The sequence below is a fragment of the Rhizobium acidisoli genome (assembly GCF_002531755.2).
Lineage (GTDB): Bacteria > Pseudomonadota > Alphaproteobacteria > Rhizobiales > Rhizobiaceae > Rhizobium > Rhizobium acidisoli.
The window spans coordinates 627,381-651,857 of the sequence record NZ_CP034999.1; the positions used below are offsets into that span (position 1 = coordinate 627,381).

General features: G+C 58.3%; 21 protein-coding genes and 7 pseudogenes. 9 read left to right on the forward strand and 19 right to left on the reverse strand.

The window, feature by feature from the left end:
• Positions 1-354 precede the first annotated feature (354 nt).
• Positions 355-690, forward strand: a complete 336-nt coding sequence (locus CO657_RS25375; RefSeq protein WP_054185970.1) for a hypothetical protein — start codon at positions 355-357, stop codon at positions 688-690.
• 166 nt (positions 691-856) lie between these two features.
• Positions 857-1,801: a transcriptional regulator NodD1 gene (gene nodD1 / locus CO657_RS25380; protein ID WP_054185969.1), complete on the forward strand. Its 945-nt coding sequence runs from the start codon at positions 857-859 to the stop codon at positions 1,799-1,801.
• Positions 1,802-2,151: 350 nt separating this feature from the next.
• On the opposite strand, the gene CO657_RS25385 is transcribed toward nodD1, so the two are convergent.
• The 8 genes and pseudogenes from CO657_RS25385 to nodB all read right to left on the reverse strand — a co-directional run bounded on the left by CO657_RS25385 (position 2,152) and on the right by nodB (position 7,839).
• Positions 2,152-2,568, reverse strand: coding sequence for a cupin domain-containing protein (locus tag CO657_RS25385; RefSeq protein WP_054185968.1), 417 nt, complete (start codon positions 2,566-2,568; stop codon positions 2,152-2,154).
• Between the two features lie 196 nt (positions 2,569-2,764).
• Positions 2,765-3,553 (reverse strand): ABC transporter permease, encoded by a 789-nt coding sequence (locus CO657_RS25390; RefSeq protein ID WP_054185967.1) that lies wholly within the window; start codon positions 3,551-3,553, stop codon positions 2,765-2,767.
• 3 nt (positions 3,554-3,556) lie between these two features.
• On the reverse strand, positions 3,557-4,507 hold the full coding sequence (nodI, locus tag CO657_RS25395) for a nodulation factor ABC transporter ATP-binding protein NodI (protein ID WP_096765069.1): 951 nt from the start codon (positions 4,505-4,507) through the stop codon (positions 3,557-3,559).
• Positions 4,508-4,573: 66 nt separating this feature from the next.
• Positions 4,574-4,863 (reverse strand): annotated as a pseudogene (locus CO657_RS25400) (carbamoyltransferase C-terminal domain-containing protein); the annotation flags it as partial.
• A 53-nt stretch (positions 4,864-4,916) separates the two neighbouring features.
• Positions 4,917-5,177 (reverse strand): carbamoyltransferase N-terminal domain-containing protein, encoded by a 261-nt coding sequence (locus CO657_RS25405; protein WP_054185965.1) that lies wholly within the window; start codon positions 5,175-5,177, stop codon positions 4,917-4,919.
• 36 nt (positions 5,178-5,213) lie between these two features.
• Positions 5,214-5,825 (reverse strand): nodulation methyltransferase NodS, encoded by a 612-nt coding sequence (gene nodS / locus CO657_RS25410; protein WP_054185964.1) that lies wholly within the window; start codon positions 5,823-5,825, stop codon positions 5,214-5,216.
• 15 nt (positions 5,826-5,840) lie between these two features.
• The gene (gene nodC, locus CO657_RS25415) at positions 5,841-7,172 is read right to left on the reverse strand and encodes a chitooligosaccharide synthase NodC (RefSeq protein WP_054185963.1); all 1,332 of its coding nucleotides are present in this window, start codon (positions 7,170-7,172) and stop codon (positions 5,841-5,843) included.
• Between the two features lie 7 nt (positions 7,173-7,179).
• Positions 7,180-7,839 carry a chitooligosaccharide deacetylase NodB gene (gene nodB, locus CO657_RS25420; RefSeq protein ID WP_054185962.1) on the reverse strand — a complete coding sequence of 220 codons (660 nt, stop codon included), beginning with the start codon at positions 7,837-7,839 and terminating at the stop codon, positions 7,180-7,182.
• Positions 7,840-8,998: 1,159 nt separating this feature from the next.
• Between nodB and CO657_RS25425 the strand changes: the two are divergent.
• The 3 genes and pseudogenes from CO657_RS25425 to CO657_RS25435 form a co-directional block, all read left to right on the forward strand.
• Positions 8,999-9,697 (forward strand): annotated as a pseudogene (locus CO657_RS25425) (nodulation protein NodZ); the annotation flags it as partial.
• 154 nt (positions 9,698-9,851) lie between these two features.
• Positions 9,852-10,157 (forward strand): hypothetical protein, encoded by a 306-nt coding sequence (locus tag CO657_RS25430; protein WP_245293075.1) that lies wholly within the window; start codon positions 9,852-9,854, stop codon positions 10,155-10,157.
• A 212-nt stretch (positions 10,158-10,369) separates the two neighbouring features.
• Entirely contained in the window at positions 10,370-10,573 is a 204-nt protein-coding gene (locus CO657_RS25435; RefSeq protein WP_054185961.1) for a hypothetical protein, read from the forward strand.
• 269 nt (positions 10,574-10,842) lie between these two features.
• Here the strand turns inward: CO657_RS25435 and CO657_RS25440 are convergent, their stop codons facing one another.
• The 11 genes and pseudogenes from CO657_RS25440 to CO657_RS38295 form a co-directional block, all read right to left on the reverse strand.
• Positions 10,843-11,508 (reverse strand): Crp/Fnr family transcriptional regulator, encoded by a 666-nt coding sequence (locus CO657_RS25440; RefSeq protein ID WP_054185960.1) that lies wholly within the window; start codon positions 11,506-11,508, stop codon positions 10,843-10,845.
• A gap of 31 nt (positions 11,509-11,539) precedes the next feature.
• Positions 11,540-11,698, reverse strand: a complete 159-nt coding sequence (gene ccoS, locus CO657_RS25445; protein WP_054185959.1) for a cbb3-type cytochrome oxidase assembly protein CcoS — start codon at positions 11,696-11,698, stop codon at positions 11,540-11,542.
• A pseudogene (locus CO657_RS25450) lies at positions 11,695-13,977 on the reverse strand (cation-translocating P-type ATPase). Before CO657_RS25450 ends, ccoS begins: the two are co-directional and overlap by 4 nt.
• Positions 13,974-14,459: a FixH family protein gene (locus CO657_RS25455; protein WP_054185958.1), complete on the reverse strand. Its 486-nt coding sequence runs from the start codon at positions 14,457-14,459 to the stop codon at positions 13,974-13,976. The pseudogene CO657_RS25450 and the gene CO657_RS25455 overlap by 4 nt, the downstream one beginning before the upstream one ends.
• A pseudogene (gene ccoG, locus CO657_RS25460) lies at positions 14,456-16,029 on the reverse strand (cytochrome c oxidase accessory protein CcoG). The gene CO657_RS25455 and the pseudogene ccoG overlap by 4 nt, the downstream one beginning before the upstream one ends.
• 167 nt (positions 16,030-16,196) lie before the next feature.
• Positions 16,197-16,382: a hypothetical protein gene (locus CO657_RS25465; protein WP_054185956.1), complete on the reverse strand. Its 186-nt coding sequence runs from the start codon at positions 16,380-16,382 to the stop codon at positions 16,197-16,199.
• An 11-nt stretch (positions 16,383-16,393) separates the two neighbouring features.
• Complete coding sequence (gene ccoP / locus CO657_RS25470) at positions 16,394-17,257, reverse strand: cytochrome-c oxidase, cbb3-type subunit III (protein ID WP_054185955.1); 864 nt, start codon at positions 17,255-17,257, stop codon at positions 16,394-16,396.
• 1 nt (position 17,258) lies between these two features.
• Positions 17,259-17,411 carry a cbb3-type cytochrome c oxidase subunit 3 gene (locus CO657_RS25475; RefSeq protein WP_004674411.1) on the reverse strand — a complete coding sequence of 51 codons (153 nt, stop codon included), beginning with the start codon at positions 17,409-17,411 and terminating at the stop codon, positions 17,259-17,261.
• A gap of 8 nt (positions 17,412-17,419) precedes the next feature.
• Positions 17,420-18,154, reverse strand: a complete 735-nt coding sequence (ccoO, locus tag CO657_RS25480; RefSeq protein ID WP_054185954.1) for a cytochrome-c oxidase, cbb3-type subunit II — start codon at positions 18,152-18,154, stop codon at positions 17,420-17,422.
• A gap of 8 nt (positions 18,155-18,162) precedes the next feature.
• Positions 18,163-19,785: a cytochrome-c oxidase, cbb3-type subunit I gene (ccoN, locus tag CO657_RS25485; protein WP_054185953.1), complete on the reverse strand. Its 1,623-nt coding sequence runs from the start codon at positions 19,783-19,785 to the stop codon at positions 18,163-18,165.
• Between the two features lie 284 nt (positions 19,786-20,069).
• Positions 20,070-20,294 (reverse strand): hypothetical protein, encoded by a 225-nt coding sequence (locus CO657_RS38295; RefSeq protein WP_054185952.1) that lies wholly within the window; start codon positions 20,292-20,294, stop codon positions 20,070-20,072.
• 317 nt (positions 20,295-20,611) lie between these two features.
• On the opposite strand from CO657_RS38295, the gene CO657_RS25495 reads away from it, so the two are divergent.
• From CO657_RS25495 to CO657_RS25520, 4 genes and pseudogenes are all read left to right on the forward strand, one after another.
• Positions 20,612-21,055, forward strand: a complete 444-nt coding sequence (locus CO657_RS25495; protein ID WP_007637029.1) for a pseudoazurin — start codon at positions 20,612-20,614, stop codon at positions 21,053-21,055.
• A gap of 439 nt (positions 21,056-21,494) precedes the next feature.
• Positions 21,495-21,960 (forward strand): annotated as a pseudogene (locus CO657_RS25505) (helix-turn-helix domain-containing protein); the annotation flags it as partial.
• 522 nt (positions 21,961-22,482) lie between these two features.
• Positions 22,483-23,740 (forward strand): annotated as a pseudogene (ltrA, locus tag CO657_RS25515) (group II intron reverse transcriptase/maturase).
• Positions 23,741-23,820: 80 nt separating this feature from the next.
• A pseudogene (locus CO657_RS25520) lies at positions 23,821-24,309 on the forward strand (IS630 family transposase); the annotation flags it as partial.
• Between the last annotated feature and the right edge of the window lie 168 nt (positions 24,310-24,477).

The following is a 24,477-nucleotide window of genomic DNA, read 5'->3' on the forward strand; positions in this document are numbered from 1 at the left end:
TGCCATCCGGGATGAAGGGGGATTGCGGCAACGACATGCGCAAGACCACCGAGGATAGAAGTCGCGATTGGGTGAAAAAGCACCGCCGAAAACAGTGGGTTTGGCGGACACTTGATGGTTCGGGCTGGCAAGACGTCGTCTACATGCATCAAATGGATGACTCGCATTTAAACAATAGATTTCACCAATTTTCGCGGATGCTCCATAGACGGCCATCTCCACTCCACCGGGTATGATCCGTTGAAAGGCTCTCGACCAATCCAACAACACCCGTAGCCCCGAAGTACCGGCGGCGGGAATGGCATCAATCCTACTTGGTGTCGCCTGGCCTTAGCCAACGAAAGGAAACGTCCCATGAAGGTTATTGGCTACTACCACGTCATCGTCGCCGCGTTGCTCGCATTGACATTGCAGGCCGGGCCGTCGTTTGCAGCAGATGATCGTGACCAAGATTCCGGCCCGGCGATAAGTGACCTCCGCGCAAACCAGACCGGTGCCGACAAAACCCATTCAGCAGAGCACACTCAAGACTGCAATTGCCAAGATGCACCTGCCGAAGAAGGTGAATGCTACGAGTGCGTCTTACCCCCCGAAGTACATATTCAAGACGCCGAAGTCATCGACGTCGCAGACCGCAACCTATATCCGCGGAAATCACTGCTACTCGCCAGAATGATCAGGCGCCACTGAATCTTGTCGGTTGAAGATAGCAGTAAGACCATTGAAGCCACGGCGGCTGGAATGTCGATACTTTCCCAATTTTAGGCGACCCTTTGCTTGCTGATCTCTCTCGGCGCCGCACCGCGAGACCGAGCCTTTTCACCTTTTCTCTCCCCACCTCGCTACGGATGAAGACATGCGGTTCAAGGGCCTTGATCTGAATCTCCTCGTCGCACTCGACGCCCTGATGACCGAGCGTAATCTCACGGCGGCGGCGCGCAGCATCAACCTGAGCCAGCCGGCCATGAGCGCGGCCGTCGGCAGGTTACGCACCTATTTCAATGACGACCTTTTTACCATGGTCGGTCGCGAACTCGTTCCAACCCCGCGTGCGGAGCGGCTCGCGCCTTCGGTCCGCGAGGCTCTGCTTCACATCCAGGTCTCGATCATATCCTGGGATCCGTTTAGCCCGGCTCAATCGGATCGCTGCTTCAGAGTCATCCTTTCCGATTACGCCGCACTCGTTTTTTTTGAGAAGGTCGTGAGGCGTGTCGCCCGAGAAGCGCCCGCCGTCTGCTTCGAGTTGCTGCCTATCGCCGATAACTACGATGATTACCTGCGGCGCGGCGACGCCGATTTTCTCATCTTTCCGGAATTGCTGATGTCGCGCGCACATCCTAAGGTGACGCTATTCGAAGAGACCCTCGTGTGCGTGGGCTGCCGCTCGAACAAACTACTCTCGGAGCAACTTACACTCGAGAGGTATATGTCGATGGGACACGTTGTGGTGAAGTTTGGGAACGCCCGGACGGCTTCCATCGAGGAATGGTGTTTGCTTGAGCACGGGCTTAAGAGACATGTCGAAGTAGTCGTGCAGGGCTTCAGCATGATTCCGTTCATGCTTTCAGGGACCGAGCGCATAGCGACAATGCCCTTACGCCTGGTCAAGCAGCTCGAAAAGACAATACCCCTGCGGATCGCTGACCTTCCGCTACCGTTGCCCGCGTTCACACAGGCCCTCCAATGGCCCGCCCTTCACAATAGTGATCAGGCAAGCCTCTGGATGCGGGACGTGCTATGTCAGGAAGCATCCCGCATGCCCTCGCCGAATGAGGTAATGAGACGTCTCAGGATTTCCTAGCATTCTTTCGTGGTTTTGTCGTTCGGCGTGATTCATGGCGTCGGAATGAGGAGCCTCTTTGAGACGCCGCCGCTACAGTCTCAAGGATGATCGATCGTGTCGCCGCTGGCCCAACAGCCGCGCTGACTGACGACCAAGCATGGAGGAACTAGACAGATGCTCTACTACCCCCGCCGTTCAACCGACCAATGAAACAACCTCCTCGACAGTTTTGTCGACGACGCAAGTCGAAGGTTCACGCAGTTCCAATCGACATTAGCAAGGAGCGGCAAACCAACCCCTAATATGGGACGGGTTCACCACATCCGAGCCGTGGCGCCAGATTGCCCTCCGGTGATACCTCGACGTCTTTATTTTTGCTGCAGAACATTCTCGCTGCCCTTTTCCACCTGATCGATCACGAGCAGCTTTACCGGCTCGGTGCCGTTGTTCGCCCCTTTATGCCATATCCCCCGGGACTCGACGATAAAATCCCCTGCCGTGAAAATGCTTTCTTTCCCAGATTCTGTATTGATGACCGTGATCTCCCCGGAAAGCACATAGCCATAGCGCTGATCGCGATGCTGATGAATTGGCAACGTCGCACCGGGCGCAATCTCATAAATCGAAGCGATGACCTCGACGTCCTTCCGTGGAACGATGATGGGCTGACCGGCAATCGTACGATCGGTCCTTAAGATAAGCGTAGCCGCGACCGCTTTGTTTTCGAGCGCGTTCGCGGGACACGCCAGAGCAAAGAGCGCCGTGGCGATTGAGATGATCTTCATTTGCTTTTCTCCTGATGCACGCCGGATCTTCCTGAAGCTGCTACCGAGTTCGGCCAGTTGCAGAGCGACCTGCATCGTCTCACCGGCGCCGACACAGGTTCATTTGTTCCCAGACTATGATGGTTATCTTCAGAGCTCTGCGGTCTTTTCAAGACACTGCATCGCAGTACCCCTCCTGGCGTGGTGGCGAGTAGCGTCAAGACATCAGGCGCCGACGCAACAGCGCTGCCGACAGGAAGAACGGCAAAATCGCGTAGATGCAAAGCGCGCCTATATGCAGGCCCATGCTGCCCGCGGGGCGCCCAAGCATTGCCGGGCGTATGAGGTCGATCGCATGCGCTAGAGGCAAGAACTGCGCTACCTGCTGAAAGGTCTGGGGCAGTTGCGTGATTGGAAACACCGCGCCGCACAAGAACAGCATTGGTGTGAGGACGAGCGTCTGGTAAAAAATGAAATACTCGTAACTGGGCGCAAGCGCCGTGACTACCATCGCCAGGCTCGCGAATGCAAATCCAGTGAGCATGATAACTGGCAACACATAGAGGACTGACGGCCACGTCGCATAGCCTAGCACGGTAGCGACAATTATGATTCCCGTACCGGCAAGAAATGCCTTGCTCGCTGCCCATGCCAACTCACCCAGGATGATGTCCCCTAGTGTCATTTGTGTGTAGAGCATGGCTTCCCAGGTGCGTTGGGCGTGCATTCGCGTAAAAGCCGCGTAAATCGTCTCGAACGTCGCAGACGTCATCGCGCTTGTCGCCACCATGCCGCCGGCCAAGAACGCAACGTAGGTTGTGCCGTCAACGCGACCCACAATAATTCCGAGGCCAAGGCCGAGGCCAAACAGGTAGATCATAGGATCGGCCAGACTTCCAACAATTGACGCAAGTGCTACTTTCTTCCATGCCAGATAGTTGCGTCGCCATATCGCAATCCAGTTAAAAGCGTTGGCGGGCAGAGCCGCGGCACAACCTTCACCCATCGTTCACTTCTCCATCTCGCGCCCGGTCAACCGCAAAAACACATCCTCAAGATTCGGCGGACGCTGCAGAATACGCAAGCCCGCGCGCTCCCGTAACCGCACACGCACCTGCTCCGGGTCGGACACATAGCAAAATAGGGTCTCGCCGCTAACTTCGATGCGACCGGCATATGGCCCGACCAGCGATTCCAGTTCATGCGGATCGCCGCCGTAGATCTCAATGACTTCGCACCCGATCAGTTCATCGATCAGGTCATGCGGACGCCCTTCGGCAATGCTGCGACCTCTTTCGAGTACGCAGAGTCGATCGCATAACCGTTCAGCCTCTTCCATGAAATGGGTGGTCAAGATGATCGTTTTGCCGCGCGTAAGCAGGGAACGCAGGCGCTCCCAGATCAGGTGGCGCGCGTGTGGGTCGAGACCGGTGGTCGGCTCGTCCATGACAAGTAGCTGCGGGTCATTGATCAACGCACGCGCTAGCGTCAGGCGCCGCTTCATGCCGCCTGAAAGTTCAGACACACGCGCATTCACCTTGCTCTCTAGGCGTGCAAACTCAAGGAGCGACGGCATGACCGCTTCAACTCTGCGTGTATTCATGCCGAAGTAGCGGCCGTAGACCAGCAGATTCTCGCGCACAGTGAATTCGGGCTCAAGGTTGTCGAATTGCGGCACCACGCCGATACCCTTGCGCGCCAAACGAGCCTGGGCAGGTACCGGCACGCCGAGCACAGTAATCTTCCCCGCATCAGGGGATGTCATGCCAAGGATCATACGTGCGATCGTGCTCTTGCCCGCGCCGTTCGGTCCAAGCAGCCCGAAGCATTCCCCCGGGGAAACACGGAACGATAGCGCGTTGACCACGGCCTTGTCGCCATATGTCTTGCTTACGTCGGAAAAATCTATTGCGGGCATGAACATGCCCTCATCTGACCGTCGGGCGCCGTTGACTGGCATTTCTTCCGTTGGCTGGGTTCCTCCTGGTCTATCGCACCGTATGTGTTCATTGCGTCCTCATTAAAGGGCTGCAGCAGCATCCGGGAAAACGCCTCGTCCGTGGTAATTAGCAATCGTGTTGCAGAGCAGCCGAATGTCCCTGAGCTTTTTATATTCGAAGAGTACCTCGGCAACTTCGTGGAGAGAGTGCCTGGAATGGTCTGCAATCGTGCAGATTCATCGAGATTGACAACAGCCGGAATTCTCTCCTGGCGTCCCATCCGCGTCTGATGCTTAAACAACATATCGCAATCCGGTGTTCGAGGGCTGACTATATAAGGCGCGCGGTCCTCCAGGCAGATCGGAGCCACGGGCTGCGGAGGCCGTGCGGCACGTATCACGAGGATAGGTCTTGTAAGGAAATGCCCTGTCATTGGAACGAGACCGGAGCCCTCGACGGATTCGAGAGAACTTTCAGCATTGCACCCCAGCCATCGATGATGATTTGATCAATAACGCGTGGATCCGGACCGTGTTGCGCCAAAGCGGCGCCAATCGCGTCGAAATTGTCGACAGTTTCATATCGCGGGTTGTTGCCCCGCTTCTCCTGCTCGACGCAGAAGGCGAGCCACCCACCCTCGACAAGCGCGTCCGCTCCGACACGGGTCAATTTAATACCACAGACGCGCATAGTGTCTCCATGTCTGAACGTCGAGGGTTGGGGCCGTTAGGAGGCCGGATTTCGGAAACAGGCGAGTAAGCAATCTTCGTTGACCGACTCACCCCGACACTCAAGCCGCTCTACCTCGAGCAAAGTTTCGTTCAGCATGCCGAGGACCGTCTCAGCACCAGCAACGTGGCCCCAGCGACGACAATTGGCGTCGCGCGCCGATCCGAAAACCAGATATCCATCTGGCGCAAGCATCCGCACTAAATTCTGAACAGCCCCTCTCATCTCGGCTATTCCTCCAATGTAGTAGAGCACTTCCGCCACAACGATCAAATCAAACCTCTCGTCAGGTGAAAACTGTTGAACATCAGAGACTATCCAGCTGATGTGCGGAGAATCCCTCATGCGTCGACGCGATCTTTCTATAGCGTGAGGCACAACATCGATCACGGTGAGCCGTTTGCAGTGGGGGGCTAGCTGCACCGTAAATGCGCCGGCAGCGCATCCCACTTCGAGCGCATTTGAGATGGATCCCTGGGCAAGCGCCAAGCGGAGCATTTGCGTGTGACGCTCACGCTCGAATGGATTGGCGTCGAGTCCCCATGGATCGGGTGCAGCCAGTTCCCGATCCAGCAATTGATAATTGTCGCTTTGTGTCAACTCGTTCACCTCGGTAAATAGATCTTACTCGTCGCTGCACATGCAGTCAGACGTCGTTCGCGCGGCAGGATCGCGGGCGGGGTTGAGCCTTCGAGGCGCTGTCGCATGTCCAGAACATTCTGTAGTGCGCGCATCAGTCGCCGGATGTTGATTCGAGTTACCAGCCGAGCTGCGCGACAGCCAGTCGCTATTGCTCAGCGTGCACAGCGCGTAGGCTTTCAAGGGAAGTAGCAGAAAAATATTGATGAATGCATGCAGAGAGAACCCGAGGAACCGTAGTTGGCGGGCCCGAAGCGCGACAACGCTGCAGTGGATCATCGTCATGGCCACAATCATCAGGGCTGCCAACCAAGGCACGGTGCCCGTCAATGCAAGCTGTGCGAGCCCCGTCAGCACTGATAGTGCCAGAAGCAGCGGTCCGAGGTTCTGTCCGACAACGTCGAGCGTAAGGAAGCGATTGAGGTTGGGCAGCAGGCGCAGCCCAAGCAACGTGTCCCGGTACGTGCTCCGCGCCCAGCGTAGTTGTTGGCGCAGATACGGTCCTAGCTTGTTCGGAACGACTGTCGCTGCGATGGCGCTCGGCACGTACTCCGTTCGAAAGCCTGCCTTCAGCATGAGAATGGTGAGATGCCGATCCTCACCGAAATCGCTTGGCTTTCCCCGAAAATACTGTGATTCGTACTGGTCAAGCAGCGAAGCGAGCGCAGAGCGACGGTAGATAGCACATGGACCGCAGCAGCACATAACGGCTCCGAAGCGAGCTTGTGCCGCACGCTCCTCGTTGCAAGCCAGCCAGTACTCCATATCGATCAAACGGGTCAGCCAACTATCGTTTCGGTTGCGGGCCGTCAACTGTCCCATGGCCGCGCCGACAGCCGGATCTTGCATTTTAGGCACGAGCTTCCTGATGACGTCAGATGCAAGGATCGTGTCGGAGTCGACGTTTAACACCATATCTCCAGCAGAGCGGCGTATCGCGGCGATCTGTGCCTTCCGTTTACCGACATTCTGGGGAAGCAGGAGAATATTGAATCTGGGGTCTCGTGCGAAGGCCTCGTGCACAGGTCGCAAAGCCTCGCGATTTTCGGAACCGTCATCAACTAGGTAAACCTGCAGCCTTCCCCCGTATTCCTGACCCGCAATAGAAGCCAGGCACTCCGAAAGCGTGCGGGGATCCTCGTTGAAGCTTGGCACGATGACATCTACGCTCGGCAGCTCGTCAAAGCCGTCCAAGCCCTGGGACGCCAATGAAACATCGGTCGGCAGAGAATAAACGGCCTGCATGCTTTTATAAGCAGTCGAGAGAAGTGTATAAAGCGAGACGGCGACAGTGCTGGTTGTGTCAAGCATATCCATCGGATCTTCAGAACTCCCGAGTAAGCGAGCGGAATACAAAGCCGCGATCATGTAAAGCTGGAATTATTCTAGATAACGCCATAATAGTCTGGTGGCGCAGACTGCGGTCAGTTCCTTGCTGCATTTCACTGGAGGGACAACCGTCGTGCAAGAGCACGATCGACCCCGGTCGGACAGACTGCAGCACAGCATTGACAATGGCGTCGGCCCCGGGAAGAGACCAGTCTCGTGGATCTACCGACCAGTGCACGGCAGTGAGTTCCGCATTTGCCGAAGCCTTGAGCACTTCTTCGGTCCAGATGCCGTAAGGAGCCCGGATGTGCCGCACCACCGCCTGAGGCGCCGCCATTTTTATGGCTCTGTTTGTCTCGAGTATCTGACGTTGCACCTCGTCGGGTTCGCAGTCAGACAGGTCTGGATGCGTCATTGTGTGGTTGGCGACTTCATGCCCCTCTGCAATCATTCGCTGGATCAATTTCGACTGATGGGCCAGGAACTCGCCGATGACGAAGAATGTTGCCGGCACCCGGTGTTCAGCCAGAATATCGAGAATCTCCGGTGTACAAAATGGATGCGGACCGTCGTCGAACGTCAAATAAACGCTGTGACGACCAGTGCCGTCATCGCGCTTACCGTGCACTTCGCACGAGCAATCGAGGTGCGTCATTGCTCTCGTCCTTTCCGGTAAATTATCCTGGTGTGCCATTCGGAGACCGGCCGCCCAAAGGGTAGGATGATGACGCCGCGCGTGGACGCGGGTCGAAACGCGCGCGGGGCAGCGTGTAGCGTACGCCGTTTCCCAAAATAGCGGTCACCACACCGCCTCGTCTGAATCTGTCAATACCGCGGCTCGTTGCGGACTGTACCGAGTGCGAATGTAAATTCGAGCGATAGATGATCCCTCGACATGCTCGGAGTTGCGATTCCTTTTCCGCAACGGTTCCCAACGCACGTTAAAGCGCATGCAAAGGCCTCATAATTTTTGCCGATTTTGCCAAAGCGTCCGATCTTGCGATCAAAGTGACGATTGGTGGTGAATCCCCGAGCTGTCGACGATCGCAAGGTGATGCAATGGGCTGATCGAACGCTTATGCAAGCATCGCATTCCAAAGCCACACATTTGACCCCTCTACACCACTGGCGCGCCATCGACGACTTGATTTCCGTCAAGATGCCCGTCTAATGGATCATGCCATTCAATTCGTAAAATCGATTGTTTGGATGATACCCATCCACGCGATAGATAAAATTCTAGCTCCACGGGTTCCTGCTAACGGACCGAGCCTGTTGTCGTGGCTGGCGCGGGACTTGCGTCGTCGCTCCCTTGAAGAACTTATCTGGCTCGGCATTGGCGGCTTTCTAACCTACTCTGGGTAAAGCTCTGGAGCAGATTGAAACCTTCCGGAAGCCTGAAAGCGCTGGATAGAATTGCTCGGCTATGGCTGTCACGTACCGCAACATACGTTATCGCCCATTTGCACGGAAGCTCCGGCCTCTCGCTCCGACCCAAGTGCGATGCCGATGGGTCGGATCGGGTGCGAGATAAAAGACTGAACGATGACGGAGGGATATGCGGCGGCTTCAACGCCCGGACTGAAAAGGCGTATGGCGCCGCAACTTCCAGTCCGGCAGAAAATCGTAAATCTGTGAGACGAAGGGTCATGCATAAAAATTGGCGAGAATCACGATCGCTGATGCAGGTCCGAATTGATATGCAGAATTTCAGCAGATTTTAAGCCGATGCGCTTTTCCAGAACGAGGCAAAGAACATGCTCGCTGACGACCTGAAGAGGGATCGGTATGTTGTTTCTTGACGGCGGACTGGTTTCGGTGATTGTCTGTGGTCGCTGGCGGCAGCTTGGCGCTATGCACAGCGAACGGGGCGGACGCTGGCCATCGATTGGCGTGGCTCCTGCTATCTCAATCAGCCCTTCACGAACGCTTTTACGGTGTTCTTCGAGCCGATTCAAGATATTGCTGGCGTACGGGTTATTTGAACGTGACGAACTGACCGAGCTTCTTCAAGCCCAACACGATACTGATGCCGACAGGGTAGTTTGTGATGCCTGTTTAACGTGGCGGTGCGACCAAGCTAATGGCGAAGATTTAATGGACCATACGCCCTACTGGGCCGATCCGGAGTTCGCCTTACGCCAAGTGTGCACTGCCGTTGAGAAGGCCAAAGCGCTACCGCATCGATGCCCTGGTTTTCTTGTGTACGGACAGCGCGCAGGTACGGGACCATTTACTGGTGTGTTTCCCGATCTAATCACTATCCCGAATGCTTCCAGGCGGCCCAGGCCGGGCTATTACACTGTGCATCGCTGGGAGCGGACGGCGGTATCTCTGCTCTTACAGAGCTGTACCTTCTCGCCCGATGCGATACGGTAATTCGCTTTCCGCCGACCAGCGCCTTCACGCGCTATGCCCGTCTCTTCGTGCCACGCGTTATAGAGTTCGACTTGAAAGATCCGACTCGCTTGATCTTGACTGACGAGTCGTCCGAGCATGAGCTGGCTTTATGAACCGGCACTCCGCTGAACAAATTCTCGGCGCCCGCGCAGGATTGACGAGAGGTCTTCACTGGATCGCAATGTGGGCGCAGCACGCGACGAGACAAGGCGGGGGCGCATCCTCTCCTAGCGTCTCGCGCGTCCAAAGGCTTGCCGGATCATTGTTGTGAAGGGTAGCTATTGGGCGCCTTCGGTGAATGGAAACGGCACCGCGCGCTCGACCTGCATCATTGGCATAGCAAGCTCGCACGTCGGCGATTCCGATCGGACGAGGACATTCGCGCGCCGCAGCCTCGTCGGCGCCTTTGCCGCCGCCCTGCCTGATGCGAGGGCCTTCGTCGGGCTTGGTCGACAGATCGCCATCAAGCTGATGTTCGTGCTCTATGCTGTCGTGGGCGTGGCCGGTGCCGTTCTTTATTCCCGCATCCCGACACGTCTGGCAAACCGCGCGAAGAAGCCGCCGCCGCGCTAGGTCTTAGCGCGCATCGTCCTTGCAACTCGCAGCTCAACTCACGACGCATTCGCAGGGTGATCGGCTGCGAAAGACAGAAGATGCACTGTTGTAGTCTCCGGTTCCCGCCGCTGCTTGCATGACGGCTTGCGCCAGTCGTTGACAAAACTCAATTGGCCAGCCACCATTCCCGTTGCCCGGCCATTTGTAATGATTAAGTCTGAGGTGGTGCCATGCCTCGCATGATCAGGTTCATGCTCACGCGGTTGGCGACGGGGTTCGCAATTGGATCCGCCGTGGGCTTCTTCGTTTGGCAAAATGGATTTGCCGCGGCAGGCACGCTTGAGAATTATCTCGCGCAGGGCCTGTTCATCTACCTCTTCGCAAGCACCATCAGCATGGGTTATCTCGCGACGGCCCTGCTCCTCGAAGAATAACGCCGGACGCTCTCCGTCGCATGTTGGTGCTCTTTGCGCCCGTTCGTCTGCCCTTCCCTATTAAGCCCGCCAGTCCGACGGTATCGTGTCGTCAGCGCCACCATTGATGCGGACAAGGCCTGAAGCAAGCGATGAAGAGAGTCGAGATGACAAGAACAATCCCGATGAGCATGACGTCCTGGTACATTTTGCGCCTGGCCATAACGGAGCAAGCGATCGCCACATTGACGGCGGTTGAATCCCGGCGCGGTTATCGCCCTGCCCCGAGGTCAGCACGCCTTCCGCAGCAGATCGACGCTGTCGACCACGACGACCCTGCCTCTGACTTCGACCCCTGCAGGACCGAGGGCAGCGAAAGCCCGCGAAAGGGCTTCGGGCGCAACCCCGAGTTTGCCGGCCAGAATTCTCTTCCGGTAAGGCAGGCGAAAGGTGGCCTGCGAGGCTGAGGCCGGGCAGCGGCTGACGAGGTAATTCGCAACACGCTGTGCAGCCGTGTGCAGCCGGTCTCCCGCTATGCAATCCATGGCACCGAGCAGATGCTGGGTTATGATGCGCATCACGTTGCGATGCATGATCGGATAGCGGTCGGCGAGCACCCGCAACTCCACAAGGTCGAACAACGCGACCTCTGCACCGTCGGCGGACCATGCGCTGTAGGTGTAGGAGCCGCCTCCCGACAGGAGATATTCGCCGAACGTCTCGCCCGGTTCGCAGATGCAGATATCTGCCTGGCGCCCTGCGGATTCCGACTTCGAAAGTCGCACGAAGCCGCGCATCACGCAATAGACGAACGACGCCTGCTGGCCCTCGGCGATGATCCGCTCGTCCGGTGCGAAGATCTGGAACTGAGCCGTGTCGGCCAGTTCTTCTATCCTTGCTTTGTCCAGGCCGTGAAACAGGTCAGATCGCAAAAGTATGGGATGTCTCGATAGCATCGATCTTCCTTTCGTTTCGGCCGTGAGCGGTTCAAGGTCTTTTGCAATCGGTTTCGTCCTCGACCAGGATTCGCCAAGCGGCTCCTTTAAGGTCGTCGTACTGGCGGCTCGTCAGCGACCAGAGGAACGCCAGGAGACCCATTCCCCCCATCAGCAGTGCGATCGGCATCAGAAAGATCAGCATGTTCATGTGGTTTCAACTTCCGCACTTCCGCCGGCGAGGCTCGCTCCGTAGGCCGGGGCGCCTGCCGAAGGCATTTAATCGCAGCGCATTCGTCACGACCATGATCGACGAAGTCGACATGGCCACCGCCGCTATCAGCGGCGTTGCCAGGCCGGCGATTGCAATTGGTACCGCAAGCAGGTTGTAACCGATGGCGAGAGCAAAGTTCTGCCGAATGAGGCTGGCGGATCTTCGCGCAACGGCGATTGCCTCAGGAACGGCATCGAGACGATCGTTGAAGAAGATAAGGTCGGCGGCTTGCCTGCCGACGTCGGATGCGGTTGCGGGCGCCATCGAGACCTGCGCGGCGGCCAGCGCCGGTGCGTCGTTGATCCCGTCGCCCACCATGAGCACGCGATGGCCCTCGGCGCCCAGCCTCTGGAGTTCCTCGACCTTCTGTTTCGGCGCCAGGACGCCCAGAGCTTTGCCGATACCGAGAGCCCGCGCTGTGTTGTCGACGACGGCCTGCCTGTCGCCGGATACTATCAGCGTTTCGATACCGGCTGCAGCGAGCTGGCGGAAAGCCTCGGCGGCGCCCGGACGAAGCGTGTCGTCAAACAGGAAACGGGCGAGATCAACGCCGTTTTTCGACAGGACCACCTCCGAAAACGGACTATCGCCTGCGGGCGTGAGCCCGGTTCCGCAGGCAAAGGCCTGGTTGCCGAGCCGATAGAAGTCCGCTCCTTTCCAGGCTTCCAGCCCCCCGCCGGCGATTTCCGTGACCCTGTCGAAGGCGAAGGGGTAAGAGATCTCTATGTCCCGCACCAGACCCTGGGAAAGCGGATGCCGGGAATGCGCCGCCATTGCGCAGGCGATGGCGCTATTGCCCCCGTCGATCGCGTCGGCTCGGACGAGGCGGGGCCGGCCCATCGTCAGGGTGCCGGTCTTGTCGAAGGCCACGATGTCCGCATCGCCCAGTCTTTCGAGCGCCGAACCGTCCTTCACCATGATGCCCCTGCGGAAAAGTTCGCCGGCGGCGACCACCTGGACCACCGGTACAGCAAGGCCCAATGCGCAGGGGCATGTGATGATCAGCACCGCGACCGCGACCAGCATGGCCTGTTTCCAATCGCCGCCAAGCAAGCCCCAGGCGAGAAAGGAGGCCGACGCCAACAGGTGCACGGCGGGAGAATAAAGTGCTGCGGCGCGATCGGCGACTCGGCGATAACGAGCCCTGCCGCCCTCGGCCGCTTCCATCAGGCCGATGATCTCGGAAAGAAGCGAATCCCTTGCCACTTTGGTCGCCCGCAGGACGAGCGAACCGGTCAGGTTCATCGCACCCGAATTCACCGCGCTGCCTGCGGCGACGGCGACCGGGCTGCTTTCGCCGGTGACGATGGAGAGGTCGACGTCGCTCTTGCCGCTGACGATCATGCCGTCGAGGGGGATGCGTTCGCCGGCCGCAATCGAGATCTCGTCTCCAACTGCGATCTCTTCGACCGCAACATAGCGCCGCGACCCGTCCGCCATTATCAGCAGCGCACCGCGCGGCGTTAGTCTGACAAGCCCATTGATTGCAGCGCGCGCCTTTTCCCGCATGACATGATCGAGCGTTCTACCGATCAGCAGGAAGAACAGCAGGGACACCGATGCGTCGAACCAGACATGCTCGCCATGGTGCACGGTTTCCCACAGGGAGACAGCATAGGATAGCGTCACGGCAAGCGAGATCGGAACATCCATGTTGGTGCGCCCGCTTTTCACCGCGTTCCACGCCGATTTGAAGAAGAGGCGTCCCCCATAAACCAGCGCAGGTGCCGCGATCATCGCCGAGATCCAGTGAAACATGTCGCGCGTGGCCGCATCGGCGCCCGACCATACCGACACCGAGAGCATCATGATGTTGGCGGCCGCAAAGCCGGAAACTCCAATCGCCAGCAGTAGCTGGTTCCGGATCCTGTCGGTTTCGAGTACTGTCGACGTGATGAGATGGGCGCGGTATCCGGCCAAAGTGATCGCGGCGAGGATTTCGGAGGGATCGGTCGCCTTCGCCTCGATCTCCTCCTGATAGACGCAGCTGACACGTCTGGCGGTGAGATTGACCCGGGCTTTCCTGACGAACGCAAGCGCCGACAGTGCGTTTTCGATGGTCAATATGCAGCCGCCACAGTGAACGTCGGGCACGCTGAGGTCGACCTGGCGTAATCCACCCCCAGCGGGTGGCTGGCAAGGCGTACCTCCCCGGCGCTGGCAGATGTCGCGCTGAGGGCGAGAACGCTTTCCGCATCCATCGAACAGCAGGTCATTGGCGGAACTCCGCGGTGTCGAAGCGTTTGGCCTCATGCATGACGACCGCCCCATTCATTCTCGATATGGCCTCGACGATCCAGTCGCCAGCGACAACCTGGTGATCAGCTTCGAACCGCCCTTCGCCCGTCTTCCGGAGCGTCAAGCGGAAATCCTCATGATCGCCGACGGGCCGTTTGAAGTTCAGCGTGACATCATCGATCATCGCAGGCGTGCCGGCCTTGTCGTGGATGTCGTAACGGATTTGGCTGCCCTTAACGACGAGCGCGCCCTCGACGCCGGAGGCGGCCATTGCCTTCATCGCTGCCGCCCTGGCGTTGAATTCCTGGCTGGCCACATAGGTGTTTTCCACGACGATGCCACTCCAGCTGGATGCAGCATAGAAGGCCATGGTGGCGTTGACGGCGATCACCACGGCGAAGAATGCCGAGGTGGCAAGCAGCACGTGCAAGCCGGTAAAGCCTCGAGTAAAAGTCTTCATTTCACGTCTCCCGGCGCGTTGAAGGCCGCGCGATAGGTCGCCCGGTCCGCTTGACCGGCGTCTTGGCCTATATCTTCGATGACGAAGAGGAATTCGTTGATCTCTGCCCCGTCGGGGGCGCGCGTGACGAAGACCTTGAGCGTCGTGGCCGCATCGGGTACGACGTGAGCGGTGAAGCTGCGGACATCCTGCCTGCCGAACTCGGGAATCCGCATTGTGCCCCCCCCAGCCCGACGAGGGTGATGGTCACGTCCCGCGGCTTCGGCACCATGTTGAGGACACGCAGCGTGTAGCCGTTTCGGATGGAGCCGTCGCTTTCCAGAACATATTGAGGGTTCCGGTCGTGGACGACGTTGAGCCCGAGCCGAGCGCGGAAGGCGAGATGGACGACCATGGCGATGCCGATCAATGCCCAGACGACACCGTAGAAGACGGTTCTTCGGCGGAAGATGATGCGCCAGTCGAAATGCCGGACGGTCGGGATGAAGCTTCCGTCGTCGTTTCGGACATTGGAGGGCTGGATGGCTGTCCGTCCTCCGTCAGTAGCAAGCGACATATTGCTCGAATATTCCTTGAGCGTCGCATAGGCGATCAGGCCGTGTGGCTTTCCGAGCTTGTCCATGACGCCGCCACAGGCATCGATGCAGAGGGCGCATGTGATGCATTCCATCTGCTGGCCGTCGCGAATGTCGATCCCCATCGGGCAGACGGCGACGCAGGCATTGCAGTCCACGCAATCGCCCACCGGCAGACCCTGAGCCTTCTTGGCATGGCGCGACCGCTGCTCGCCCCGCCAGTCGTTGTAGGTGACAACAAGCGAATTCTCATCCAGCATCGCGCCCTGAATGCGCGGCCACGGACACATATAGGTGCATGTCTGTTCGCGCATGAGGCCGCCAAGCACATAGGTCGTCGCGGTCAGGGTGGCGATCGTGGCATACGCAGCGGCAGGAGCGCTGCCGTCAAACAGTGAGGCCGCCAGGTTCGGCGCGTCGGCAAAATAGAAGATCCACGCTCCGCCCGTGGCGACGGCGATCAGTAGCCAGATCGCGTGCTTGATCACCCGCTTCCTGAGCTTGTCGAAAGTGAAGGGGTCGGCATCGAGCTTTATCCGAGCGTTTCGATCGCCTTCGACAGCGCGTTCGACGACGAGAAAGAGATCGACCCAGACGGTCTGCGGACAGGCATAGCCACACCAGGCGCGGCCGACAGCGGCGGTGAGGAGAAAGAGGCCGAAGCCCGCCATGACGAGCAGGCCCGCCACATAGTAGAATTCCTGCGGCCAGATCTCGATGAAGAAAAAGAAGAAGCGCCGCGAGGCGAGGTCGACGAGGATTGCCTGATTGGGCGCATAGGGACCGCGATCCCAGCGAATCCACGGCGCGAGGTAATAGGTGCCAAGCGTGAGCAGCATCAAGACCCATTTGAACCGGCGAAATGGCCCTTCGGCGCGTTTCGGAAAGATCTTCTTGCGCGGCGCATAGAGAGGCTGGCGGTTGCCCCGGACGTTGACGGGTTCGACGCAAACGCGGTCAATGTCATTTAGATTGGAGCGGGTATAGAGATTCATAGGACCTGTCCGATTTTCACCACTCTTTTCCCAGCCGTGGCGCATCTGTTCCTTGATGCAGATCAAGAACGACCGTGCAGAAGCGAAAAGGCCACGCCCCAGAGTAAGGGCGTGGCCGGAGGACAGCGGCGGAGAAACCGCTGGGACGTCCTCCACAGGAGCTGAAACTATCGGCTCGTCTGCATGTGGTCTTTGAGGCAGATCAAACTCACCATCGAATTGCCGATCTTTGCCGGGTCGTCCTGCTCCGAAGACGCAGGCATCTGTTGGGCGCGCGCTGAGACACGCGATCGGATAACAGCACGCGGCGTGCCGTAGAGACGGAGGATCGGATTGCGGTCGTGGGCTGTCATGTCTTTTCTCCTTACGTGCCGCCCCCGAGCGCATGAACGAAAATGGTAAGCTCGTTGACCGTTGTGTCCCCCAGGCGCGCTGCCCAGGCAGGCATGACGCCATGTTTGGGAGAGGCAACCTGACGAAGAATGGCGTCTTCACCCCGCGACTTCAGCCAGATTGCATCGGCGAGATCCGGCGCACCCATTTCCGCCTTTCCTTCGGCGTCCTCGCCGTGACATGGGGCGCAATTGTCGAAGAAAACCTGTTTTCCGGCCGCCGCCAGACCGACATCCGAGGGCGTATTGGTCAGCCCCCAGACATAGGCGGCGACCTGCTTCATCTGGATGGGCTCCAGAACACCGGCAAAGGGCGGCATTTCGGAGGAATGGCTATCCGTATCGCCGTCGAAGCGGATGCCATGAGCGATCGTGGTCTGGATGGCATTCAGATCGCCGCCCCACAGCCAGTCGTCGTCGTTGAGATTCGGAAACCCCGGACCGCCGCTCGCTCCCGATCCATGGCAGGGCGCGCAGTTCACCTTGAAAGCGGATGCGCCGCCAGCGATCGCGAATTCACGAAGAGCAGGATCCGCGTCGATCTCCTCCACTGTCTTGGCAGCCATCAGATTATGGAACTTCGTCTGCGATGACTTAGCGAGATTGAGGTCCTGCTGCAGCTCGGCGCGCGTTGAATAACCGAGATAGCCGTTAGTGGCGGAAGTGATCATCGGGATGGCTGGGTAAGCGATGGCGTAGCCGATCGCCCAGAGGATCGTCACGTAGAAGGTCCAGATCCACCAGCGCGGCATGGGATTGTTGAGCTCTTGGATGCCGTCCCATTCATGACCCGTCGTTTCGACGCCGCTCAGTTCATCGATATGCTTTTCCAACATCTCAATCGTCCTTCAAGGGAATATCGGCGGCATCTTTCGCCGTCTGCTTGCTACCTGGGCGAAGGGTGAGCATGACCGCGCCGACGAAGAATGCCGCCATTGCCAGGAGGCCCCAGCTGTCGGAGAAGTGTCTCATTGCAGTGTAAGTTTCCATGGATCACCTCACCGGTAGCCGGTCGCGTCGTCATAGGTCGAGAAATCAACCAGCGTTCCGAGCATCTGCAGGTAGGACACCAGCGCGTCCATCTCGGTCAGCCGGGTTGGATCGCCGTCGAGATCGCCGACATTCGCATTTGGGTAGCGCTTGAGTAGGGCCGCCGCGTCCGCGTTCGGATCGGCCTGGGCTCTCATGTCGGCCTCGGCATTCGCCAGCATGTCGTCGCTGTAAGGCACGCCCACGTCCTCATTGGCCTTGAGGTCCTCTCCGACACTCCTGACCGTCACCTCCTTCTCTTCTAGGAAGGCGTAGCTGGGCATGATTGATTCCGGCACCACGGCCCGCGGATTTGCGAGATGCTGGACGTGCCATTCGTTCGAGTAACGCCCCCCGACGCGGGCCAGATCTGGCCCTGTCCGCTTGGATCCCCATTGGAACGGGTGGTCGTACATCGATTCCGCTGCGAGCGAATAATGACCGTAACGCTCGACCTCATCACGGAACGGCCGGATCATCTGGCTGTGGCAGAGATAGCAGCCTTCACGGATGTAGATGTTCCGTCCGGCGAGCTCTAGCGGCGTGTAGGGCCGCATCCCTGCCACTTTTTCGATCGTGTTCTGCAGGTAGAACAGCGGGGCGATTTCAACGATGCCGCCAATGCTGACGACCAGCAGCGAGCTGACCAGAAGAAGCGTCGCGTTCTTCTCGAGGGTCTTATGTTTATCAAGTAACGATGCCATGTCTCACCTCACTCGGCAGGCTGTGCCTGGGGCACTAAACTGGTCGGCATTGGGGCTTCGTCGCGCAGGTGGCCTCGGAGCGTCATGAACACGTTCCAGGCCATAACGAGGCCACCGGCCAGGTAGAGTGCTCCGCCGACGGCACGCAGCACGTAATAGGGGATCATCGCCGCGACCGTTTCAGCGAAGGAATAGACGAGGAAGCCCTGGGAATTGTATTCTCGCCACATCAGCCCCTGCTGGATGCCCGCGACCCAGAGCACCGCGGCGTAGATCACAATCCCGAGCGTCGCAAGCCAGAAGTGCCAGTTGACCATCCGCAGGCTGTAGAGGCGCTCGCGCCCCCACAGTTTCGGCGTCAGGTAGTATATCGCCCCGAAGGTGATCATACCCACCCAGCCAAGTGCTCCGGAATGCACGTGACCGATCGTCCATTCGGTATAGTGGCTGAGCGAATTGACCGCCTTGATCGACATCATCGGGCCTTCGAAGGTCGACATCCCATAAAATGCGATGGCGACGATCATCATCCGGATGATCGGGTCGGTGCGAATTTTGTCCCAGGCGCCCGAAAGGGTCATCAAACCGTTGATCATGCCGCCCCAGGAGGGCATCCAGAGCATGACGGAGAAGACCATTCCGATCGTCTGCGCCCAGTCAGGCAGCGCCGTGTAATGCAGATGATGCGGGCCGGCCCAGATATACATGAAGATCAGGGCCCAGAAGTGGATGATCGACAGCCGGTAGGAATAAACCGGGCGGTTGGCCTGCTTCGGCACGAAATAGTACATCATGCCCAGGAAGCCGGCGGTGAGGAAGAAGCCGACGGCGTTGTGGCCGTACCACCATTGGGTGAGTGCATCCTGGACGCCGGAGAAGAGAGAATAACTCTTGGAGCCGAGGAACGAAGCGGGAACAGCGAGGTTGTTGACCACATGCAGCATCGCAATGGTGACTATGAAGCTGAGATAGAACCAGTTTGCCACGTAAATATGCGGCTCTCTGCGCTTCAGGATCGTTCCGAGATAGACGGCCAGATAGGCGACCCAGACGATGGTAAGCCACAGGTCGACGTACCATTCAGGCTCGGCATATTCGCGCGCCTGATTGATGCCGATCACGTAGCCGGTCGCGGCCATCACGATGAACAGCTGGTAGCCCCAGAAGACGAACCAGGCGAGTGTTCCTCCGAAGAGGCGCGCGCGACAGGTGCGTTGCACCACATAGAAGGATGTCATGATCAGCGCGTTGCCGCCGAAGGCGAAGATCACCGCCGACGTGTGAACCGGTCGCAATCTTCCGAAATTCAAATAGGGCGCGATGTTGAGGTCGGGAAAGGCGAGCTGCAGCGCGATGATCACGCCGACGAGGAAGCCGACGACGCCCCAGAACACCGTGGCGATCAGGCCGTAGCGGATTACCTCATCGCAATAGCCCGTAAGGTCTGTTTTGCGCTGTTGGCCCGTCGGCGAAAACTCTGCGTTTTTAACAAGCAGCAGCGTTCCCGCAACCAGGCAGAGGCAAAGTATACCCATATGGACTGCAAAGAGATGATCGTGCGCGAATGCCGCTGCGAGCAGCGCCAGAAACGCTGCGACCGCGACCACCATCGTTTCTGCCGTGTAATTCATGATGTCGTCCCCAGTGCGCAGACGACCGCCTCGCGGCCGGCTTTCTCGGATTTCGAGGCAGGACTGTCACGAAGACGGGAACGGCTCCTTGATCTACATCAAAAAGCGGACTGGAAGCGGTGGACGAACGGACGTTGTTACACTCTGTTAAAAACTTTCCCCTTTTGGCACCGCCCGCTATTCCCATGTGACGCAGCTGCTTCTACCGCACCCACTGCCACAAGGGGGTATGAAGATGCTGTGCAGAACAACCACGCGTTCGTCGAGAAGACGTTAGAAGCTCTTCATGCCGGCCAATCCCTCTCGTCGCTTTTCGTAGGCTCGGAGGCGGAAGCCGTCGCGGCCGGTAAGCCGATTTGGTGGGAGGGTGATAAGCCAACCATCTCGTCCAGGTGGAAGAAGGTGTCGTGCGCCTGCTTCGTTTCATCGGCGAAGATCATCGCGTGATAATCGCTCTTCACTTCGCCGACGATCTCAACGGCGCGTCGTTTTCGGAGGATTCCTGTCAAAGGGTCAACTTCCACACACGCGACACCGGGGGATCGACATTAATGCCCTCGCGAACTCCCGACGCGATATGAGCTCAGTCGCGGCAATCCCAAGCTGGTTCAGCAGCGCCGACGTTCGCCGAGCGTGCTTGTCCTCCGGTGATTCCTACATCGCTTGCAGGCTGCCATGTCCCTCGCAAGGGCGCTGGGCAAGCAGGCAAAAATTGGGATCTTCTGCCTTTTATTCCCGAATTTGACGGGCATCAAAGAACCCAAATCCGGCATCTGCTAAAAACATTCATGAGGCTGACTGGGTCTCGCAGAACAGGAGCTTGCAAATGCGGTTAAAATTCAGTCCGATCGCTGCAGCAGCAGCCTTGATTGTCTCGGCAGCGCCGTTGATGGCGGCCGACCATCAGGTTCGGATGCTCAACAAAGGCACGGAAGGCGCGATGGTGTTCGAGCCCGGCTTCCTGAAGATCGCCCCCGGCGACACCGTCACCTTCATCCCCACCGACAAGGGCCACAACGTTGAAACCTTCAAAGGCCTCATTCCGGATGGCGTTGCGGAATATAAGTCAAAGCCGAACGAGCAATATCGGGCGAAGTTCGATGTTCCAGGCGTCTATGTCCTGAAATGCACCCCACATTCCGGCATGGGCATGGTTGCCTTGATCCAGGTGGGCGACAGCCCGGCCAATCTCGAAGCGATCAAGACTGCAAAGGTGCCGAACATGGTGCGTAAGCGGCTCGATGCCGACCTCACACACATCACCCAGTGATAAACGGCAGGTGCGGAGGGCCGCGCAGCCCATGACGATGGCGTTCGCGGGGGCTTTCTGCCTCTCAGGAGCAACTGATGCTCCCGTGAGCATCGAGCAGAGCCAGGCGCGTCAGGCAAGGCGTCCAGGCAGTGGTTAGCGTCGGACACGGTTGTCGGCAAAGCCAATGCCGAAACTTGGCTGGATCGTCGCGAACGTCAATGCGGCCTGTGAAAAGAGCTATGATCTGCACGGCAGACCTGCGAAGAAACGCGTGGGCGAGATCACTGGCCCGGCGGCATAACGAGGTCGTTTTTTGCGGGCAGTCGCGAAGGAGATGCCAGCCGAAACCCGCGGTTTCGTTCCGGTCGTCTAAGCAAGTCCTGCGATCGATGAATCGATTGTGATGTGACGGCGTCCATCGAAGCTGATTCAAACATCCACAGAGAAGAGGTGGATGATGGGACAAGCACTGAGCGATGATCTTGGAATACGGGTTTTGAAAGCGTCTGCGGCGGGAATGTCGGCTCGACAGGCCGCAGCTCGGTTCGGAGTTGGGATTTCGACGGCGATCCGCTGGATTGCGAGAGCGAAAGAGGGTGAGCTGACTGCTCGGCCGCAAGGGTGGAGACGCCGGTCGGCGGTGGATGCACACGAGGAATTCGTTGTCACACTGATTGAAGAGCGTAAGGACGTGACGCTCGATGAATGGTCGAACGTTTGTCTGTCGAGCGGCAGGTGAAGATCAGCCGCAGCGCACTTGGCGCTTGGCTTCGAGGCCGCGGATGGACCTTTAAAAAAAGACCGCCCACGCACTGGAGCAGGACCGGCCGGACGTCCTGAAGCGCCGGCGTGTCTGGTTCGACGGCCAACTGGATCTCGATCCGGAGAAACTGATCTTCATCGACGAAAGTGTGCTGCAGAGCAGCGGAAGGAGTTACATGAACTAAGACCGTAGCGTAAAGCTGCGTGAATGATGGGGGAAGGCCCCCCGGGATCGGCTTTCAGGAGCGGGTTCAGTCCGAGCTGCTGCGGTAAAGAGCCGTGGTGGTGAGCGTCGGATGAAAAAGTTCGGACGAGATCCGAGCAGGTGCGTGTCCGAAAGACGAACGAAAGTGAACCCTCCGAAGACGCGCCGTTATGAATAAAGCGTCGTCGAAACCAGGACTGTTTCGTCATCCTGGGACAAGTCCGTCGGGTGCCTGATGATTGGGCGGGCGGCGACCGGCGTAGAGGGGCGTGAGTTGGACACAGGCTTTCACGCGGAACTGCAGGAACCGGGCTCCTGATGCCAAGGGAGAAGCCCAAGCGGAGAAACCGTAAGGCGAGAGTACCGATGCAGGAGACTGGGGCGGACCGATCCGTATGAGCGTTGAGGGCCCTGTAATGGGGCCAGAGCAAAGGGATCGGATCAGGTGGTCGTATTGTTTGGAACAACTGGAAACAGGATGACTTCGATAGGTACGACAGACAAGCCGTTTCGGATTGAGAAGCGGCAAGTGTACGAAGCTTACAAAGCGGTCAAAGCCAACCGTGGTGCAGCCGGGGTGGACGGTGAGACCCTGGAGATGTTTGACAAAGACCTTGCGAGAAATCTCTACAAGATCTGGAATCGGATGTCTTCTGGGGCTTACTTTCCGCCGTCGGTGCGCGCCGTCTCCATTCCAAAGAAGACTGGAGGCGAAAGGGTTTTGGGTGTGCCGACGGTCAGTGATCGGATCGCGCAGATGGTGGTCAAGCAGATGATTGAGCCGGATTTAGAGCCGCTCTTCTTGCCAGACTCCTATGGCTACAGGCCGATGAAGTCGGCTTTGGATGCCGTTGGGGTAACGCGTCAGCGGTGCTGGAAATACGATTGGGTTCTGGAATTCGACATCAAAGGGCTGTTCGACAATCTTCCGCATGATCTCTTGCTGAAGGCGGTCAGAAAAGACGTCAAATGCAACTGGGCTCTGCTCTACATCGAAAGATGGTTGACCGCGCCTATGGAAAAGAACGGAGAAGTCATTGAGCGGACGCGTGGTACCCCGCAAGGGGGCGTGGTCAGCCCGATCCTATCGAATCTCTTCCTGCATTACGCGTTTGACGTCTGGATGACCCGGACGCATCCGGATCTACCATGGTGTCGGTATGCAGACGATGGTCTGGTGCACTGCCGGACCGAGCAGTAAGCAGAGGCCCTCATGGTCGAGCTCCAAGCGCGGCTGGCAGAATGCGGACTTCAGATGCATCCGACTAAGACCCATATCGTCTACTGCAAAGATAATCGGCGCCGGGAAATGTATCCGACTGTCAAATTTGACTTCCTTGGATACCAGTTCAGGCCGCGACAGGTGGCGACTTCACAGCGGAATGAGTTCTTCTGTGGCTATACCCCAGCGGCCAGTCCGGCGGCGCTAAAATCAATGCGGGCCACGATCAAGAGCTTGAACATTCCGCGGCAAACGCCGGGGACGCTGGCTGAAATCGCCAAACAGATCAATCCGCTCCTCCGGGGATGGATTGCCTACTATGGGCGGTTCAGTCGTTCGGCCCTGTTCTCTCACTGACTATGTCGATCGGAAGCTCAAGGCCTGGATCATGCGAAAGTACAAGCGCTTTCGGTTCCACAAAACTCGGGCTTCGCAGTTCCTGCGGCAACTTGCCCGAGATAGACGGGACCTCTTCGTACACTGGCAGGCGTTCGGAACGAACACGTTTACCTGATGGGAGCGGTGTGAATCGAGAGGTTCACGCACCGTTCTGCGAGAGGCCGGCAGGTGAAATCCCTCCGGCCTACTCACCCCGGCCTTTCGACCAAGATGGCACGGCTACGCGGACGTGCACTTCGAGGTGAGCGTTGCCGAGCTGGCGTGCCACATGGCCATTGGAAAACAACGACCTTTACCGGAGCGTTGCGCCTCACTGGGATGACCGCGCCGTTTGTCTACGATGGCGCCATGAACGGTAATGTCTTCCTGGCTTACGTCGAACAGGTATTGGGGCCTACCCTGGAGATCGGCGACGTGGTGGTCATGGACAACCTACCGGCTCACAAGACAGCCGGTGTACGCGACGCCATCGAACGTGTCGGCGCCACGCTCATGTTCCTGCCCCCTTACAGCCCAGACTTCAATCCGATCGAGAACGCATTCTCGAAGCTGAAAGCCATGTTGCGAGGCCGAGCCGAGCGAAAGATCGACGCCCTGTGGGATGCGGTCGGGGCCTTGATGCCTCGCTTCACTGCGGCAGAATGCGCAAACTACTTTAAGGCCGCTGGATATGACCCAGATTGAACAGAATTTGCTCTAGGAATTGCACGGAAGGCGCCGTCGAACGTTTGATCGAAATCCCGCGGCAGGCAAGTCGTGCTACAATTACGAGACCCCTGCCCTCGTCCTTCGACGTGCTCGAACAACCGCTTTCGTGAGCGGGCGAGAGCCGTCGACCATGTGGCGCTCGGT

Coding starts and splice junctions, on each gene's coding strand:
- CO657_RS25375 (WP_054185970.1), top strand. CDS start 355: ATGAAGGTTATTGGCTACTACCACGTCATCGTCGCCGCGTTGCTCGCA.
- nodD1 (WP_054185969.1), top strand. CDS start 857: ATGCGGTTCAAGGGCCTTGATCTGAATCTCCTCGTCGCACTCGACGCC.
- CO657_RS25385 (WP_054185968.1), bottom strand. CDS start 2,568: ATGAAGATCATCTCAATCGCCACGGCGCTCTTTGCTCTGGCGTGTCCC.
- CO657_RS25390 (WP_054185967.1), bottom strand. CDS start 3,553: ATGGGTGAAGGTTGTGCCGCGGCTCTGCCCGCCAACGCTTTTAACTGG.
- nodI (WP_096765069.1), bottom strand. CDS start 4,507: ATGCCAGTCAACGGCGCCCGACGGTCAGATGAGGGCATGTTCATGCCC.
- CO657_RS25405 (WP_054185965.1), bottom strand. CDS start 5,177: ATGCGCGTCTGTGGTATTAAATTGACCCGTGTCGGAGCGGACGCGCTT.
- nodC (WP_054185963.1), bottom strand. CDS start 7,172: ATGGATATGCTTGACACAACCAGCACTGTCGCCGTCTCGCTTTATACA.
- nodB (WP_054185962.1), bottom strand. CDS start 7,839: ATGACGCACCTCGATTGCTCGTGCGAAGTGCACGGTAAGCGCGATGAC.
- CO657_RS25435 (WP_054185961.1), top strand. CDS start 10,370: ATGCCTCGCATGATCAGGTTCATGCTCACGCGGTTGGCGACGGGGTTC.
- CO657_RS25440 (WP_054185960.1), bottom strand. CDS start 11,508: ATGCTATCGAGACATCCCATACTTTTGCGATCTGACCTGTTTCACGGC.
- ccoS (WP_054185959.1), bottom strand. CDS start 11,698: ATGAACATGCTGATCTTTCTGATGCCGATCGCACTGCTGATGGGGGGA.
- CO657_RS25455 (WP_054185958.1), bottom strand. CDS start 14,459: ATGAAGACTTTTACTCGAGGCTTTACCGGCTTGCACGTGCTGCTTGCC.
- CO657_RS25465 (WP_054185956.1), bottom strand. CDS start 16,382: ATGACAGCCCACGACCGCAATCCGATCCTCCGTCTCTACGGCACGCCG.
- ccoP (WP_054185955.1), bottom strand. CDS start 17,257: ATGTTGGAAAAGCATATCGATGAACTGAGCGGCGTCGAAACGACGGGT.
- CO657_RS25475 (WP_004674411.1), bottom strand. CDS start 17,411: ATGGAAACTTACACTGCAATGAGACACTTCTCCGACAGCTGGGGCCTC.
- ccoO (WP_054185954.1), bottom strand. CDS start 18,154: ATGGCATCGTTACTTGATAAACATAAGACCCTCGAGAAGAACGCGACG.
- ccoN (WP_054185953.1), bottom strand. CDS start 19,785: ATGAATTACACGGCAGAAACGATGGTGGTCGCGGTCGCAGCGTTTCTG.
- CO657_RS25495 (WP_007637029.1), top strand. CDS start 20,612: ATGCGGTTAAAATTCAGTCCGATCGCTGCAGCAGCAGCCTTGATTGTC.